At 72.0% G+C, this 15,146-nt stretch carries 13 protein-coding genes and 1 tRNA gene; 4 read left to right on the top strand and 10 right to left on the bottom strand.

What is annotated here, in order from left to right:
• Entirely contained in the window at window positions 1-1,056 is a 1,056-nt protein-coding gene (locus ACIRF8_RS28010) for an energy-coupling factor ABC transporter permease (protein WP_404219013.1), read from the bottom strand.
• A 150-nt stretch (window positions 1,057-1,206) separates the two neighbouring features.
• Here ACIRF8_RS28010 and ACIRF8_RS28005 point away from each other — a divergent pair, with 150 nt between their 5' ends.
• Complete coding sequence (locus tag ACIRF8_RS28005) at window positions 1,207-1,572, top strand: SsgA family sporulation/cell division regulator (protein WP_404219010.1); 366 nt, start codon at window positions 1,207-1,209, stop codon at window positions 1,570-1,572.
• 15 nt (window positions 1,573-1,587) lie between these two features.
• Here ACIRF8_RS28005 and ACIRF8_RS28000 read toward each other — a convergent pair whose 3' ends face one another.
• Entirely contained in the window at window positions 1,588-3,795 is a 2,208-nt protein-coding gene (locus ACIRF8_RS28000; protein WP_404219007.1) for an MMPL family transporter, read from the bottom strand.
• Window positions 3,796-3,891: 96 nt separating this feature from the next.
• A complete protein-coding gene (locus ACIRF8_RS27995) occupies window positions 3,892-4,479 on the bottom strand; it encodes a TetR/AcrR family transcriptional regulator (protein ID WP_404219367.1) in 588 nt (195 codons plus the stop codon).
• A gap of 151 nt (window positions 4,480-4,630) precedes the next feature.
• On the opposite strand from ACIRF8_RS27995, the gene ACIRF8_RS27990 reads away from it, so the two are divergent.
• A complete protein-coding gene (locus ACIRF8_RS27990; protein ID WP_404219005.1) occupies window positions 4,631-7,906 on the top strand; it encodes a S41 family peptidase in 3,276 nt (1,091 codons plus the stop codon).
• A gap of 57 nt (window positions 7,907-7,963) precedes the next feature.
• On the opposite strand, the gene ACIRF8_RS27985 is transcribed toward ACIRF8_RS27990, so the two are convergent.
• The 4 genes from ACIRF8_RS27985 to ACIRF8_RS27970 form a co-directional block, all read right to left on the bottom strand.
• A complete protein-coding gene (locus ACIRF8_RS27985; RefSeq protein ID WP_404219003.1) occupies window positions 7,964-8,161 on the bottom strand; it encodes a hypothetical protein in 198 nt (65 codons plus the stop codon).
• Between the two features lie 125 nt (window positions 8,162-8,286).
• Window positions 8,287-9,162 (bottom strand): SDR family oxidoreductase, encoded by an 876-nt coding sequence (locus tag ACIRF8_RS27980; protein ID WP_404219001.1) that lies wholly within the window; start codon window positions 9,160-9,162, stop codon window positions 8,287-8,289.
• Complete coding sequence (locus ACIRF8_RS27975) at window positions 9,159-10,100, bottom strand: alpha/beta fold hydrolase (protein ID WP_404218999.1); 942 nt, start codon at window positions 10,098-10,100, stop codon at window positions 9,159-9,161. The genes ACIRF8_RS27980 and ACIRF8_RS27975 overlap by 4 nt, the downstream gene beginning before the upstream one ends.
• Window positions 10,097-11,638, bottom strand: coding sequence for a flavin-containing monooxygenase (locus ACIRF8_RS27970; protein ID WP_404218997.1), 1,542 nt, complete (start codon window positions 11,636-11,638; stop codon window positions 10,097-10,099). Before ACIRF8_RS27970 ends, ACIRF8_RS27975 begins: the two co-directional genes overlap by 4 nt.
• A gap of 223 nt (window positions 11,639-11,861) precedes the next feature.
• Between ACIRF8_RS27970 and ACIRF8_RS27965 the strand changes: the two genes are divergently transcribed.
• Window positions 11,862-12,482, top strand: a complete 621-nt coding sequence (locus tag ACIRF8_RS27965; RefSeq protein WP_404219364.1) for a MerR family transcriptional regulator — start codon at window positions 11,862-11,864, stop codon at window positions 12,480-12,482.
• Here ACIRF8_RS27965 and ACIRF8_RS27960 read toward each other — a convergent pair.
• Both ACIRF8_RS27960 and ACIRF8_RS27955 read right to left on the bottom strand, forming a co-directional pair.
• On the bottom strand, window positions 12,471-13,454 hold the full coding sequence (locus ACIRF8_RS27960; RefSeq protein ID WP_404218995.1) for a DUF6528 family protein: 984 nt from the start codon (window positions 13,452-13,454) through the stop codon (window positions 12,471-12,473). The two genes, ACIRF8_RS27965 and ACIRF8_RS27960, sit on opposite strands and share 12 nt — an antisense overlap.
• A gap of 143 nt (window positions 13,455-13,597) precedes the next feature.
• Window positions 13,598-14,437 (bottom strand): exodeoxyribonuclease III, encoded by an 840-nt coding sequence (locus tag ACIRF8_RS27955; protein ID WP_404218993.1) that lies wholly within the window; start codon window positions 14,435-14,437, stop codon window positions 13,598-13,600.
• A gap of 28 nt (window positions 14,438-14,465) precedes the next feature.
• Here ACIRF8_RS27955 and ACIRF8_RS27950 point away from each other — a divergent pair, with 28 nt between their 5' ends.
• On the top strand, window positions 14,466-15,005 hold the full coding sequence (locus ACIRF8_RS27950; RefSeq protein ID WP_404218991.1) for a GNAT family N-acetyltransferase: 540 nt from the start codon (window positions 14,466-14,468) through the stop codon (window positions 15,003-15,005).
• A gap of 66 nt (window positions 15,006-15,071) precedes the next feature.
• Here ACIRF8_RS27950 and ACIRF8_RS27945 read toward each other — a convergent pair.
• Window positions 15,072-15,145 (bottom strand) — tRNA-Ala (locus tag ACIRF8_RS27945).
• Window position 15,146: the final 1 nt, after the last annotated feature.

Raw genomic sequence — 15,146 nt, 5'->3', positions numbered from 1 at the left:
TCAGACGGTCTCGCCTGCGGTGACCTCGGTGGAGGCCACGTCGTCGGTACGCCGCCTGCGCAGCGCCCAGAAGACCCCGGTCCCGGCGACGACGGTCACGCCGACGCCGATGATCCCGGCGAGGCCGCCGGAGAGACGGGCGTCGCTGACGTCCTTGACGCCGTAGTCGGCGAGCGGGGAGTCGGCGGCGGCGTGTTCCTCGGTCTTCTTGTCGATGCCCTTGTCGTGGGCGACCTTCTCCAGGCCGTCGGGGCTGGCCGAGGCGTAGTAGGAGACGAACCCGGCGAGTACGAGGGAGGTGACCAGGCCCGTGATCCAGACCTTGCGGTGCGAGCGGGCGGCCACCGGGGCGGGCGCGGCGGCCGGAGCGTCGACGAGCGCGCCGCCGACCCGCAGCTTGAGCGGCTGGGTGAGGCCACGGGCGCCGTACACGAGGTCGGGGCGGACGGCGACGACGGCGCCGACGGTGAGCGCCGTGATCGCCGCCTCGCCGATGCCGATGAGGACGTGCACGCCGATCATCGCTGTGGCGACCTTGGCGAGGGAGACGTCGGTGGTGCCGCCGATCGCGTAGATGAGGGTGAAGACGACGGCGGCGGCCGGGACGGAGAGCACGGCGGCGACGAAGGAGGCGACGGTGATGGAGCGCCGGCCGCGGGGCAGCACCTTCACCAGGCCGCGGAAGACGAGGTAGGACACGACCGTGGTGGTGATGGCCATGTCGGTGATGTTCACGCCGAGCGCGGTCAGGCCGCCGTCCGCGAAGAGGACGCCCTGCATGAGGAGCACGACGGACACGCACAGGACCCCGGTGTAGGGGCCCACGAGTATCGCGGCGAGCGCGCCGCCGAGGAGATGTCCGCTGGTGCCCGCGGCGACGGGGAAGTTCAGCATCTGCACGGCGAAGATGAACGCCGCGACGAGCCCGGCGAGCGGGGCGGTGCGTTCGTCCAGTTCACGACGGGCGCCGCGCAGGCTGACGGCGACGGCGCCCGCGGCGACGACACCGGCGGCCGCCGAGACGGGGGCGTTGACGAATCCGTCGGGTACATGCATGGCAGGGGCTCCGGCGCTCGGGCAGATGGTTAACCGTTCGATGATAGGCCCTTGTTGCGAACTGTTCGCAAGAGCGTCCCACCCCCAATTGGTCCCGTCCCGTACAGCCCACACACTCGGATTTAACAGACATATGGGACATTGGAAGACATGACCGTCGGCATAGAGCACTTCGTCGAGCAGTACGTCCGGGCCCACGTCGTCACCGACTCCCCCGACGCCCACCGGGCCGTCCCGGTCGTGCTGCGCTACGACGGCCTGGTCCACGTCGCCCTGGACGGCGCCCCCGAGTGGGTCTTCCCGCGCGAGCTGCTGGAGCGCGGGCTGCACTCCCCGGTCACCGGCGGCGCCGTCCGGATCTGGCCCTGCGGACGCGTCCAGGCGGTCATCGAGTTCCACGCGCACCGCCCCGGACAGCCGAACGGGGTGACGGTCGTGCAGTTCGACGTGAAAGCGCTGATCCGCTTCCTGCGTCGTACGTACACGTCCGTCACCCCGGCGACGGTCACGCACTGACCGTCCGGCGCCCGGTCAGGCGTCGACGAGCTTGCGGTCCCGCCCGGCGCGTCCGGCGGCCTCGGCCGCGTTCAGGCCCTCACCCTCGACGTCCACGTCGGGCAGCACACGGTCCAGCCACCCCGGCAGCCACCACGCCTTCTTGCCGAGCAGCGCGAGCACCGCGGGCACGATCGTCATGCGGACCACGAACGCGTCGAAGAAGACGGCGATCGCCAGGCCGAAGCCGATCATCTTCACCATCTGCTCGGAGGAGCCGATGAAGCCCGCGAACACCGCGATCATGATGACGGCCGCGGCGGTGACCACCCGGGCGCCGTGCCGGAAGCCGGTCACGATCGCCTGCGCGGGCCGCTCCCCGTGGACGTACGCCTCGCGCATCCGGGTGACGAGGAAGACCTCGTAGTCCATGGCGAGACCGAAGACGACGCCCACCATGAAGATCGGCATCATCGACATGATCGGGGTGGTCTGGTCCACGCCGAAGACCCCGCCGAGCCAGCCCCACTGGAAGACGGCGACGACGGCGCCGAGCGCGGCGAGCACCGAGAGCAGGAAGCCGAGGGCCGCCTTGAGCGGGACGAGAACCGAGCGGAAGACGACCATCAGGAGCAGGAAGGCGAGGCCGACGACGAGCGCGAGGTAGGGCACGAGCGCGTCGTTGAGCTTCTGCGAGACGTCGATGTTCATGGCCGTGGAGCCGGTGACCGAGAGCTCGGCGCCGGTGTCGGCCTTGATGTCCTTGCCCGCGTCGCGGATGGCGTGGACGACGTCCTCGGTCTCGACGGAGGACGGCTTGTACTTCGAGACGACGTTGACGATGGCCGTGTCACCGGCCTTGTTGAACGTGGCCGGGGTGACGGCCGCGACGCCCTCCGTCTTCTTGATCTTCGAGACGACCTCGTCGACGGCGGCCTTCGGGTCGTCCGCGCCCTTGGCGTCGACGACCGTCATGAGCGGGCCGTTGAAGCCCGGACCGAAGCCGTCGGAGAGCAGGTCGTAGGCCTTGCGCTGGGTGGTGTCGGTGGGCTGCACGCCGTCGTCGGGCAGGCCGAGTTCGAGCGAGGCGACGGGTACGGCCATCGCGCCGAGGCCGATGACGCCCGCGACGAGGACCATGACCGGGCGGCGCAGCACGAAGCGGGCCCAGCGGGTGCCCATGTTGACCTTGGGCTCGGTCTTCTCGGCGGAGTCGAGCGCCTTGCGGGCCTTGCGGCCGTGGACGCGCTTGCCCGCGTAGCCGAGCAGCGCCGGTATGAGGGTCAGCGCGATGAGCACGGCGATGGCGACGGTGCCGGCCGCCGCGACGCCCATCTTCGTCAGCATCGGGATGTTGACGACGGCGAGGCCGACCAGCGCGATGACGACGGTCAGCCCCGCGAAGACGACGGCCGAGCCCGCGGTGCCGACGGCCCGTCCGGCGGCCTCCTCGCGCTCGCGGCCCTCGGCGAGTTCGGCGCGGTAGCGGGAGACGATGAACAGGGCGTAGTCGATACCGACCGCGAGGCCGATCATCATGGCCAGGGTGGAGGTGGTGGTGCCGAGGTCCAGCGCATTGGCCAGGGCGGTGATCGAGGAGACGCCGATACCGACGCCGATGAGCGCGGTGAGCAGCGGCAGCCCGGCCGCGAGCAGCGAGCCGAAGGTGATGACGAGGACCACGGCCGCGATGGCGATGCCGATGACCTCGGTGGCGCCGGTCTCCGGCATGGCCTGGAGGGCGTCACCGCCGACCTCGACGGTCAGGCCGGTCTCCTTGGCCTGGTCGATGACCTTCTGGAGCGCGTCCCGGTCGTCGTCGGTCAGCTCCATCGAGGAGACCTTGTACGAGGCCGAGGTGTAGGCGATCGTGCCGTCCTTGCTCACCGTCTTGCCGGCGAACGGATCGGCCACCGAGGCGACCTGCTTCGAGCTGGACTTGAGGGCGGCGACGGTGTCCTGGACGTCCGCCTTGTTCGCGGCGTCCGTGAGCTTCTCACCGGCCGGCGCCTTGAAGACGACACGGGCGGTGGCGCCGTCCGCGGCGGAACCGGGGAAGCGCGCGTCGAGGAGGTCGAACGCCTTCTGCGCCTCGGTGCCGGGGATCGAGAAGGAGCTGGAGGCGGCGGTGGGCGCGGTGGCGGCGCCGACGCCCGCGAGCGTCAGCAGCGCCACCCATATCAGGGCGACGAAGTGCCGTCGGCGGAAGGCGAGCTTGCCGAGTTTGTAGAGGAAGGTGGCCACGAAGGCGTACTCCGGTCAGGTCAGGGGGCAGGGGGGAATCGCCCGACGACGTGAGCGGTCGCGTCAGGTACGGGGAAGGGTGGGGCGGGAAAGGGGTCAGGCGCTGAGGGCGGGGAGGACGACAGCGTCGATGTACGAGGTGAGATACGCCTGGGTGGGCGGCATCTCGTCGATGAGCGTGCGGGTGGCGAACGCGCCGATCAGCATGTGGAGGACATAGCCGAGCGCCGGGTTGTCGGGCCGGATCTCGCCGCGCTGCACGGCTCTTTCGAGGAGCCGGTCGAGCCCCGACAGCTCGGGCGCCACGATCCACTCCCGGAAGGCCTCCAGCAGATCCGGGTTGGCGTGCACCGCCACCATCAGGCCGCGCATCAGGGCGCTGTTCTGCTCCATGTGACAGTCGTCGTCCCGCAGCGCCATCGCGTGCAGGTCGCCGCGGAGCGAGCCGGTGTCGATCGTCTCGAAGCGCGGCTTCTGGTGCCGCAGCGCCTTGACGACGAGTTCGGCCTTGCCGCCCCACTGGCGGTAGAGCGTCGCCTTGCTGGCCCGGGTGCGGGCGGCCACGGCGTCCATGGTCAGGGCGTCGTAGCCGACCTCGCGGAGCAGATCGAGCACGGCGCCGTACAGCTCGGCCTCGCGCTCGGGGGTGATCCGGCTGCGGCGCACCGTTGCCTCCGCGACCATGACCGTCCCCTCTCCTCGGGTCTCCTCGATCTCGTACGCCCTGAACATACCGCGGCGACTAACGAAACGAAACCGTTTCGTACGTGGGGTGTGCCACACCTGTGCGCGGCGCCCGGTTGCCGGGTACCCCGTCGCGGAAAAGCATGGGGAGGTGACAGAAGAAGCAGCCGAGGCGTACCTGAGGTTCCCGCACCTGAGCGGCGAGCGACTGTGCTTCGTCGTCGAGGACGACCTGTGGGTCGCGCCGCTCGACGGCTCGGCGCGGGCCTGGCGGCTCACCGTCGACCGCACCAAGGTCAGCCACCCGCGGTTCTCGCCCGACGGCACGCAGATCGCGTACACGACCTGGCGCAGCCTGGACCCGGAGATCCAGCTCGCCCCGGTGGACGGCGGCGCCGCCCGCCGCCTCACCTACTGGGGCAGCGTGGACACCCAGGTACGCGGCTGGACCCCGGACGGCGACATCCTCGCGGTCGCCTCGCACGGCGAACCGTTCTCCTACTTCACCTTCGCCTACCGTGTGCCCACCGACGGCTCCCCCGGCGGCAAGCTGCCCTGGGGCCCGGTCTCCGACATCCAGGTCGCCGACATCGCAGGGGAGCGGCGGACGCTGCTGCTCACCGGCACGCCGCCGCACGAACCGGCCGCGTGGAAGCGCTACCGGGGCGGCGCCCAGGGCCGCCTCTGGGTGCACGGGCAGCGCATCCTCGCCGACCTGGACGGGCACCTCGACGCCCCGATGTTCGTGGACGGCCGCATCGCGTTCCTCTCCGACCACGAGGGCATCGGCAACGTCTACTCGTGCCTGCCCGACGGCTCCGACCTGACCCGGCACACCGACCACGACGCCTTCTACGCCCGGCACGCCTCCTCCGACGGCACCCGCGTCGTCTACCAGTGCGCGGGCGAGCTGTGGCTCCTCGACTCGCTCGCCCCCGACTCCGTACCGCGCAGGCTGCCCGTGCGGCTCGGCGGCCCGCGCACCGGCCGCCGCGCCTACCAGGTCCCGGCCGCCCTCCACGTCGACGCCCTGTCCGTCGACGAGACCGGGCGGGCGAGCGCCGTCGTCGTCCGCGGCAGCCTGTACTGGCTGACCCATCGCGACGGCCCGGCCCGCACCATCACCGACACCCCGGGCGTACGCGTCCGGCTGCCCGAGATGCTCGGCTCCGGCGCCCAGGTCGCCTACGTCACCGACGCCGCGGGCGACGACGCCGTCGAGATCGCCTACCTGCCGCGCGCGGCGGGCGACCGCGCCCCGCTGCGCCTCGACTGCGGCGATCTGGGCCGCGTCCAGGAACTGGTCAGCGACCCCGACGGCACGCGCCTGGCGGTCGCCTCGAACGACGGCCGGCTGCTGCTCGTCACGGTGCCCCCGGCGGAGGGCGCCGACGCGGTGGCCGAGGAGCCCGGGTGCGAGGTCACCGAGCTGATCCGGTCGACGAACGGGCCCGTCCGCGATCTCGCCTTCTCCCCCGACGGCGCCTGGCTGACCTGGTCGCACCCGGGCATCGGCCGCTCCCTGCGGCAGATCAAGATGGCCCGGATCAAGGACCGCACGATCGTCGACGTCACCAACGGCCGCTTCGAGGACGAGAACCCGGTCTTCACCCGCGACGGCCGCTACCTGGCGTTCCTGTCGTGGCGTGGCTTCGACCCGGTCTACGACGTGCACACCGGCGACCTGTCCTTCCCGCTCGGCTGCCGCCCCTACCTCGTACCGCTGTCGTCGGCCACGGCCTCGCCCTTCGCGCTCTCCCCCGACGGGCGCACCGCCGCCGGTGGTCTGGACCCCGTGGAGGAGGGTGGTTCGGGGCTCACCCAGGCCGCGCCGACCGTGGAGATCGAGGGCCTCGCCAACCGTGTGGTCCCCTTCCCCGTCGCCGCCTCCAAGTACTCGGGACTCCACCCCGTCGCGGGCGGCGGCCTGGTCTGGCTGCGCTGGCCGATCTCGGGCGCGCTCGGCGAGACGTTCGCCAACCCCGCCGACACCTCGTCCCAGCCCACCCTCGAACACTTCTCCCTCGCCAAGTGCAAGAAGACGCAACTCGTCGACCACATGGACTGGTTCGCGGTCAGCGGCGACGGCACCCGGCTCGTCGTCGGCGACGAGGGCGAACTGCGCGCCGTCCCCTCCACCGAGGCGGGCGACAACGACTCCACGGTCTGGATCGACCTGCGCCGCATCCTGCACGAGGTCGACCCGGCCGCCGAGTGGCGCGGCGCCTTCGAGGAGGCGGGCCGGATCATCCGCGCCTACTTCTGGGAGCCGGACATGTGCGGCATCGACTGGTCCGCGGTGCTGGACCAGTACCGCCCGCTGGTCGAACGGGTCGCGTCCCCGGACGAGTTCGCGGACCTGCTGCGCGAGGTCCTCGGCGAGCTGGGCACCTCGCACGCCTACGTCTCCGCGGCCCGCCGCAACGAGGGCCCGGCCCACTACCAGCGCGCCCAGGGCCTGCTCGGCGCCAACCTCGTCCGCCGGGACGGGCAGTGGATGGTGGCCGAGATCCTGCCCGGCGAGTCCTCCGACTCCAAGGCCCGCTCCCCGCTGGCCGGCACCGGCATCCGTGAGGGCGCCGTCCTCACCCACGTCGACGGCCGCCCGGTCGACCCGGTCACCGGCCCCTTCCCGCTGCTGGCGGGCGCGGGCGGCACGACCGTCGAGCTGACCTTCGCCCGGGCCGGGGGCGGGGGCCGCCCGCGCCGCGTCGCCGTGGTCCCCCTGGTCGACGAACGGCCGCTGCGCTACCAGGACTGGGTGGCAAAACGCCGGGCGGTCGTACGGGAGCTGAGCAACGGCCGGTGCGGCTATCTGCACATCCCCGACATGGGCGGCTCCGGCTGGGCGCAGTTCAACCGCGACCTGCGCATGGAGGTCTCCCGGCCCGCGCTCATCGTCGACGTACGCGGCAACGCGGGCGGCCACATCAGCGAGCTGGTCGTCGAGAAGCTGACCCGGAAGATCATCGGCTGGGACCTGACCCGCAACGCCCAGGCCGTCTCCTACGCCTCGAACGCGCCGCGCGGCCCGGTCGTCGCCCTCGCCGACGAGGCGACCTCCTCCGACGGCGACATGATCACCGCGGCGTTCAAGCTGCTCGGGCTCGGCCCCGTCGTCGGCCAGCGCACCTGGGGCGGCGTCGTCGGCATGACCGGGCGCCACCGGCTCGGCGACGGCACGGTGATCACGGTGCCGATGAACGCGGCGTGGTTCCCCGAGTACGGCTGGTCCATCGAGAACCGCGGCGTCGAACCCGACGTGGAGGCGCTGCGCACCCCGCTCGACTGGGCGGAGGGGCGGTACGCGCAGCTCGACGACGCGGTCCACATCGCCCTGGACCTGCTGGAGAAGGAGGGCGCGAAGACACCGCCGGACCACTCGGACGTCCCCGACCGGCGGCGGCCCGAACTGCCGCCCCGGTAACGGCTGTGGGCCCCGCCCGGCGTCCCGGGTGGGGCCCACGTCGCTCAGGGAAGAGCGTCAGGAGTCGCGGTCCTGGCGGAAGCGGTCCTGCGCGTCCTGCGCGGCGTCCCGGGCCTTGTCACGGCCCTGCGAACCGCGCTCGCGGAGCTCGTCCTGGCCCTGCCGGCCGCGCTCGCCCGCCTCGTCCCGGGCGCCGCTCGCGCGGTCCTTGGCCTTGTCGGAGAGCTCTTCGCCCTTGTCCTTGAACTGGTCCATGATGCCCATGCTGTGTTCACTCCCGAAGGGGGTTGGGGGGGGTGGGGCTCGACCAGAGTGACACGCCGGGACATCGGGCGCATTTCGATCAATAACGGACCGTACGCACCCGAGGAGACCGCTGCTCAGCGCCCCCGTACGGTCTCGTCGGCCGCACCGCCCGCACCCACGAGCCCCCGCGACACGCTGCCGAGCCGCGGCTCGAACCGCCGCATCTCGCGCTGCCCCACCGCCCCGATGATCCCGGGCAGGTACCCGCGGATGCCCTGCATGCCCCGCAGCCACCACTGCGCGTACACGTGCGAGGCCCGCCGCTCGATGCCCACCACCAGCCGGTCGACGGCGGGGCCCAGCGGGTACGTCCTGTTCGACGGCCACGGCAGCCGCTCGCGCAGCTCACGCATCACGTCGTCCTGGTCGGCGCCGCGCACCATGTCCGTGTCGGTCCAGGACAGGTAACCGACGCCGACCCGTACGCCCTTGTAGCCGACCTCGGCGCGCAGCGCGTGCGCGTACGCCTCGACACCCGACTTGGAGGCGCAGTACGCGGTCATCATGGGCGCGGGCGTGATCGCGGCGAGCGAGGCGATCTGGAGCAGGTAGCCGCGCGACTCCATCAGGACGGGCAGGAAGGCGCGGGCCGTCACGGCGGAGCCGATGAGGTTGACCTCGATGACGCGGCGCCAGGCGTCCGGGTCGGAGTCCACGAAGGGGCCGCCCGCGGCGACACCGGCGTTCGCGACGACGATGTCGACCTTCCCGAACCGCTCCTTCACCTCGGCTGCGACCCGGGCCATCGCCTCGTGGTCCGTGACGTCGGCGTGCCACCAGTCGGCGTCGGCGTGCAGCCGCCCCGCGACCTGCTTCAGCTCGTCCGGCTCCAGGCCGACCAGCGCGATCTTCGCGCCGCGCGCCGACAGCTTGCGGGCGAGCAGTTCACCGACGCCTCGCGCCGCGCCCGTGACGACCGCGACCTGTCCCTCCAGGCTGACCTTGCTCATGCGACATCCGCCCCCTTCTCGGTTCGGTACTCCAGGTGATCGGCGGCCAGTTCACGGATCTTCCCCGTGACGGCCTCCGGGGCCTCGATGGGCGTCATGTGCCCGAGGCCCGGCAGTTCGGTCAGGCCCGCGCAGTCCGGCAGCGCGGCGGCGATCCGCCGGGCGTGCACGACGGGCGTGAGCCGGTCCGCGGTTCCGCCCAGCACGGCCACCGGAAGCGTCAACTCCCCGAGCGCGGCGTCCATGTCGAGCGTCTTCAGGACGTGCGACCAGCCGTGCCGCACGGCCCGCGGGCAGGCGTGCACGATCCGCGCGCACGCCTCGACCTTGTCCGGTGCCGCGCCAGGGCCCATGGTCGCGAACCTCAGGACGCGTTTGCCGAGCGGCGTGACCGGCCCGAGCGGCGCCTTGGAGCCGAGGATCGCCTGGGTGACCCGGGTGCGCAGCGCGCCCGCGAGGAGCAGCGGCACGACCGTCGCCTCCGCGACCAGGCGCGAACTGCCGGTGCTGCACAGCAGGACGGCCGCGGCGTGCTCCTTGAACCCGGGTCGCGCGGCGGCGGCCATCATCGTCATGCCGCCCATGGAGTGCCCGACGAGCACCGCCCGCTCGCCCGGCGCGAGCGTCGCGTCGAGCACGGCCTCCAGGTCGTCGGCCAGCATGTCGGCGGTGTACGGGAGTCGCGCGGCGGCGGGCGATCGCCCGTGCCCGCGCTGGTCGTACACGATCACCCGGTGGCCGTCCGCGAGGGCGCGGATCTGCGCGGCCCAGAAGGCGGTCGAGCAGGTCCAGCCGTGGGAGAGCACCACGGCGGGCGCGTCCTCGGGGCCGTGCACCTCGACGTGCAGCCGCGATCCGTCCGCCGAGACGGCGGTCAGTTCACGGGCGGCGACGGGCGGCGCGAAGGGCCCGGTCGTCATGTGCGTCGTACGGCTCATGCGGCGCTCGCCCCCGCCTTCGTCCTCGACCCCTCGCCCGCACCGGCCCGCGGCTCCCGGGCGGGGGCGCGGACCACCTCGTACTCCCCGACGTCGACATGGCGTGTGGCCTGCCGGAACTCGGTGGTGGTGCCGGGCCACACGGTCGTGTTGACCCCGTTCTCGTCGAGGTACCAACTGTTGCAGCCGCCGGTCTTCCACACGGTGCGCCTCATCCGGTCCTGGACGCGGTTGTTCCAGCCGGTGACGGCACTCTCGCGCGGGGTGAGGGCGACCCGGCCGCCGAGGACGTCCAACTGCCGCAGATAGTCGGCCAGGTAGTTCAACTGGGCCTCGATCATCAGGATCATCGAGGAGTTCCCGAGCCCGGTGTTCGGCCCGATGACCGTCATGAAGTTGGGGAAGCCGGCTGCGGTTGCCCCGCGCAGTGCGGCCATCCCGCCCTTCCAGCTCTCGGCGAGGCTGACGCCGTCCGCGCCGATGACGCGCCGCGCGATCGGCATGTCGGTGACGTGGAACCCGGTGCCGAAGACGATCGCGTCCACCTCGGCCTCGCTGCCGTCGGCGGCGATGAGGGTGCTGCCCCGGATCTCGCTCAGGCCCGAAGCGACGACGTCGACATGGGGCTGAGCCAGCGCCGGGTAGTACGTGTTGGACAGCAGGATGCGCTTGCAGCCGATGCGGTAGTCAGGGGTCAGCTTGGCGCGCAGCGCCGGGTCCTTGATCGCCCGGTACATGTTGCGCTTGGCGAGCTGTTCGACCAGGCCCAGTTCGTCGGGGCGCTTGGTGAACGCCTGCACCTGCAACTCCCGTATGCCCCACAGGAGTCCGCGCCGGGCCTGGGTGGTGAAGGGCACCTGCCGGTGCAGCCAGCGTTCGGCCCTGGTGATGGCGCGGTCGGCGCGGGGCATGACCCACGGGGGCGTGCGCTGGAAGAGGGTGAGCCGCCCGACCTCCTTCTGGATGGCGGGCACGATCTGGATGGCGGAGGCGCCCGTACCGATCATGGCGACGCGCTTGCCGCGCAGGTCGTAGTCGTGGTCCCAGCGGGCGGAGTGGAAGACCTTGCCGGGGAAGGTGTCGATGCCGGGGATGTCCGGCGTCTTGGGGTCGGAGAGCGGCCCGGTGGCGGAGACGACGACATCGGCGGTGAGCGTGCCGCTCGTGCTGCCGATCTCCCACCACAGCTTCTCGTTGTCCCACCGCAGTCGCGTCACCTCGGAGTTCAGGCGGATGTGGGACCGCAGCCCGAAGGTGTCGGTGACGTGCTCCAGGTACTGCCGGATGCGCTCCTGCCCGGAGAAGGTGCGCGGCCAGTCCGGGTCGGGCGCGAAGGAGAACGAGTAGAGGTGGGACGGCACGTCACACGCGCACCCCGGGTAGCTGTTGTCACGCCAGGTGCCGCCGACCGCGTCGGCCCGCTCCAGCACCACGAAGTCGGTGACGCCCTCGCGGCGCAGCCTGACCGCCGCGCCGAGCCCGCCGAAGCCGGACCCGATCACCGCCACCCGTACGTGCTCGTGTTCCTGCTCGGCCATCCCGGCGCCTCCCTTGCCGCACGACTCTGCCAGTGAACACTGGCGCAATGGGGAGCGTAGAGCAGCCTCGTACTGATGGGTAGGGGTCGAGCCGAGGAAAGTTACCGCCAGTACGACATAGGGTTCCGACGTGGCCGAAGAAGCAGCGGATCGGGGCCCCGGGCCCGGCAAGGACGAGGAGCACGGCGGTGTGCGCGAAACCGGCGGCGTCCGCGAGTTCCGCATGGAGGAGCTGGCGAAGGCCGCCGGCATCACCGTGCGCACCGTGCGCTTCTACCGCGAACGCGGCCTCATCAAGCCGCCCCGCCGCGAGGGCCGCATCGCCTGGTACGACGAGACGCACCTGACCCGCCTGCGCACCATCGCCGCCCTGCTGGAGCGCGGCCACACCCTCAACGGCATCGCCGAACTCTCCGAAGCCTTCGACCGGGGCCGCGACGTGGGCGAACTCCTCGGCATGGGCGAGCCCACCGAGGAGACCCCGGTCCGCCTCACCCCCGAGGAGCTGGCCGACCACTTCGCGGGCCAGGACACCCCCGAGAACCTCCAGGCCGCCCTGGACCTCGGCTACCTGGGCACCGACGGCGAGGAGATCGTGCACATCAGCCGCCGCCTCCTGGAGGTGTCCGCGGCCCTGGTCCGCGAGGGCATCCCGCTGGCCGAGGTCCTCGCGGCGGGCAGCCGCGTCCGCGAGCACGCCGACGCCATGGCCGCCCTCTTCACCGACATGATCCTCGCGCACGGCACCGGCAAGGACGTCCAGCGCCTGCGCCCCCTGGCCAGATCCGTGGTCGAGGCCGAACTCTCGATGGCCCTGGACCGCAGACTCGGCTCATCGGGGTAGCCACCAGCGCGCCTTGTAGATCCCGCCCCCGACCAGCTTGTACGCGCCCTCGGGCCGGTGCGCGCTCACCGTCGTCGTCCACCAGGTCTCCCCGAGCCCCGGCTCGGGCACCGTGGTGACGACCCGGCCGGTCCGCGGATCGTCCCCCACGCACTTCACGCCCTTGCGGGAGATCTCCGCGGCGCCCGCGAAGTCCTGCGCGAAGGTCCGGCCGCGCGTCGCGTACTGGTGGACGGAGGCGCTGGTGGACACCCACAACCGCCCGGGCAGCCCCGCGACGGGGAACAGATCGTGCCCGCCGGCCGACCTGCCCGGCGTCGCGACCGGCAGCGGATCGGCGAACCGCCGCACGAGCCGTGGCCGCGCCGCGCCGCCCGCCACCGCGAACGCCACCAGCTCGTCGTCGCCCAGCGCCCACAGCAGCCGGTTCTCCCAATCCCAGTGCAGCCCGTGCGCGCCCTTCAGCTCGGCCTCGGCGAACCGGGTGGCGCGCGTCCCCAGCGAAGCGGCGTAGAGCCGCACGCGCGCCCCCGTACTGCACGCGACGGCGACGTTCCCGTCGGGCAGGATCTCGGCGGAGTGCGGGTTGAACGAATCGTCCCCGGGGGAGACGGCCGTACCCCAGTACCGCCGCCCGCCCGGCCACTCCACGACGCCCACGAACCCGAACGACGCCGTGGTCAGCAGGAACGTCCGCCCGCGATGGAGCCGCACCTTGGCCTCGCTCGGGTACACCCAACTGACCTCGGGCTCCAGGTCCCGGTACCGGCCGTCCCCCAGCGGCGAGAACGCCCACCGCACCACCCCCGGCTCAGCCACCGGGTCCCAGGGGGCGCGCGCCGGATCGAGCACCAGGATCCGGCGGCTCGCCTGCTCGGTGAGGAGCACGTGCGGCGCCTTCACCCCCGCCGACGCCCCCGGCCCGGCGGTCCCGAACGCGATCCCGGCCCCGACGCCCACAGCCCCGGACAACAGCCCACGCCGGGACGGAACACACGCACCGCGAGAAGTGCGGGAACTACGCGAACCACGCGAACCACGAGAAATGCCTGCCACGAGAATTCCCCCTCAGGACGCCTCACACCCTAGGCTCCCCCGGGTCCTGAGTCCCGGGGCTACTCGAAGACGACTGTCACCGGCGCGTGGTCCGACCACCGCTCCTCATGCGTGGCGGCCCGCTCCACGTAGGCCTTCAGCGCCCTGGCCGCGAGGCCGGGGGTCGCGACGGCGAGGTCGATCCGCCAGCCGGTGTCGTTGTCGAAGGCCCGCCCCCGGTACGACCACCACGAGTACGGCCCCTCGACGTCCGGGTGCAGCGCCCGCACGACATCCACGTAGCCGCCGTCCGTCGCCTCGAAAACCTGGCCGAGCCACGCGCGCTCCTCGGGCAGGAAGCCGGAGCTCTTCCTGTTGCCGCGCCAGTTCTTGAGGTCCGCCTCGGCGTGGGCGATGTTCCAGTCGCCGCAGACGACGACCTCCCGGCCCTCGGCGGCGGCGCGCACCCGCAGCCCCTTCAGGTACTCCAGGAACTCGGCCATGAACCGGATCTTCTCGTCCTGCCGCTCGGTCCCCACCTCGCCGGACGGCAGATAGAGGCTGGCGACGACGACACCCGGCAGATCGGCCTCGACGTACCGGCCGCTGCCGTCGAACTCGGCGGACCCGAACCCGATCCGCACCGCTTCCGGCGCGCGCCGCGTGTAGAGCGAGACCCCGGCGCGCCCCTTGGCGGCGGCCGGCGCGTGCACGACGTGCCAGCCCTCGGGTTCGCGCACCTCGGCGGGCAGTTGGCCGGGCTCGGCGCGCACTTCCTGGAGGCAGAGCACGTCGGCGTCGGTCTCGGCGAGCCACTGCACGAAGCCCTTTTTGGCGGCGGCGCGCAGGCCGTTCACGTTCACGGTGGTCACTGTCAGCACCGGGCAACCGTACCGGCACACTGGACGGATGAGCCGCATCCCTGAGCATAGAGATACGATTCACCGCATGACTATCCACTCTTTGCCCGCCCCCTCCGCCACCTCCGCCACTTCCGCGGTGAACCTGCGCACCGTTTCCTTCGACCATCCCGACGCGGTGGCACTGAGCGACCGCGTCCAGCTCGAATACGCGGAGCGCTACGGCGACGAGGGCGACCTCACCCCTCTCGACCCGTCGATGTTCACCCCGCCGCGGGGCCTGTACCTGATCGCGTACGACGCCGCGGGCACGCCTCTCGCGACGGGCGGCTGGCGCAGCCAGGACGCGAACGACGAGGGGTACGCGGACGGCGACGCCGAACTCAAGCGGATGTACGTCATCCCGGAGGCGCGCGGCCTGGGCCTCGCCCGCCGGATACTCGCGGCCCTGGAGGCGGACGCCCGTGCGGCGGGCCGCACCCGCATGGTCCTCGAGACGGGCACGAAGCAGCCGGAGGCGATGGCGCTCTACGAGTCCTGCGGCTACGAGCTGTGCGTCAAGTTCGGCCTCTACCGCTTCGAGGAGCTGAGCCGCTGCTACGCCAAGCCGCTCCAGCCCGGCGCCTAGGACACAAGGCATCCAGGACACAAAGCAAGAACCCCGCCGGTCACCCGGCGGGGTTCTCAATTGCGGTGGACCTGTGGGGATTTGAACCCCAGACCCCCTCGATGCGAACGAGGTGCGCTACCAGACTGCGCCACAGGCCCT

Origin of the sequence: Streptomyces sp. NPDC102406, assembly GCF_044765725.1 — a bacterium.
Taxonomy (GTDB): Bacteria; Actinomycetota; Actinomycetes; order Streptomycetales; family Streptomycetaceae; genus Streptomyces.
Note: the sequence above shows the minus strand (reverse complement) of the source record. Positions and strands in the feature narration are given on the sequence as shown.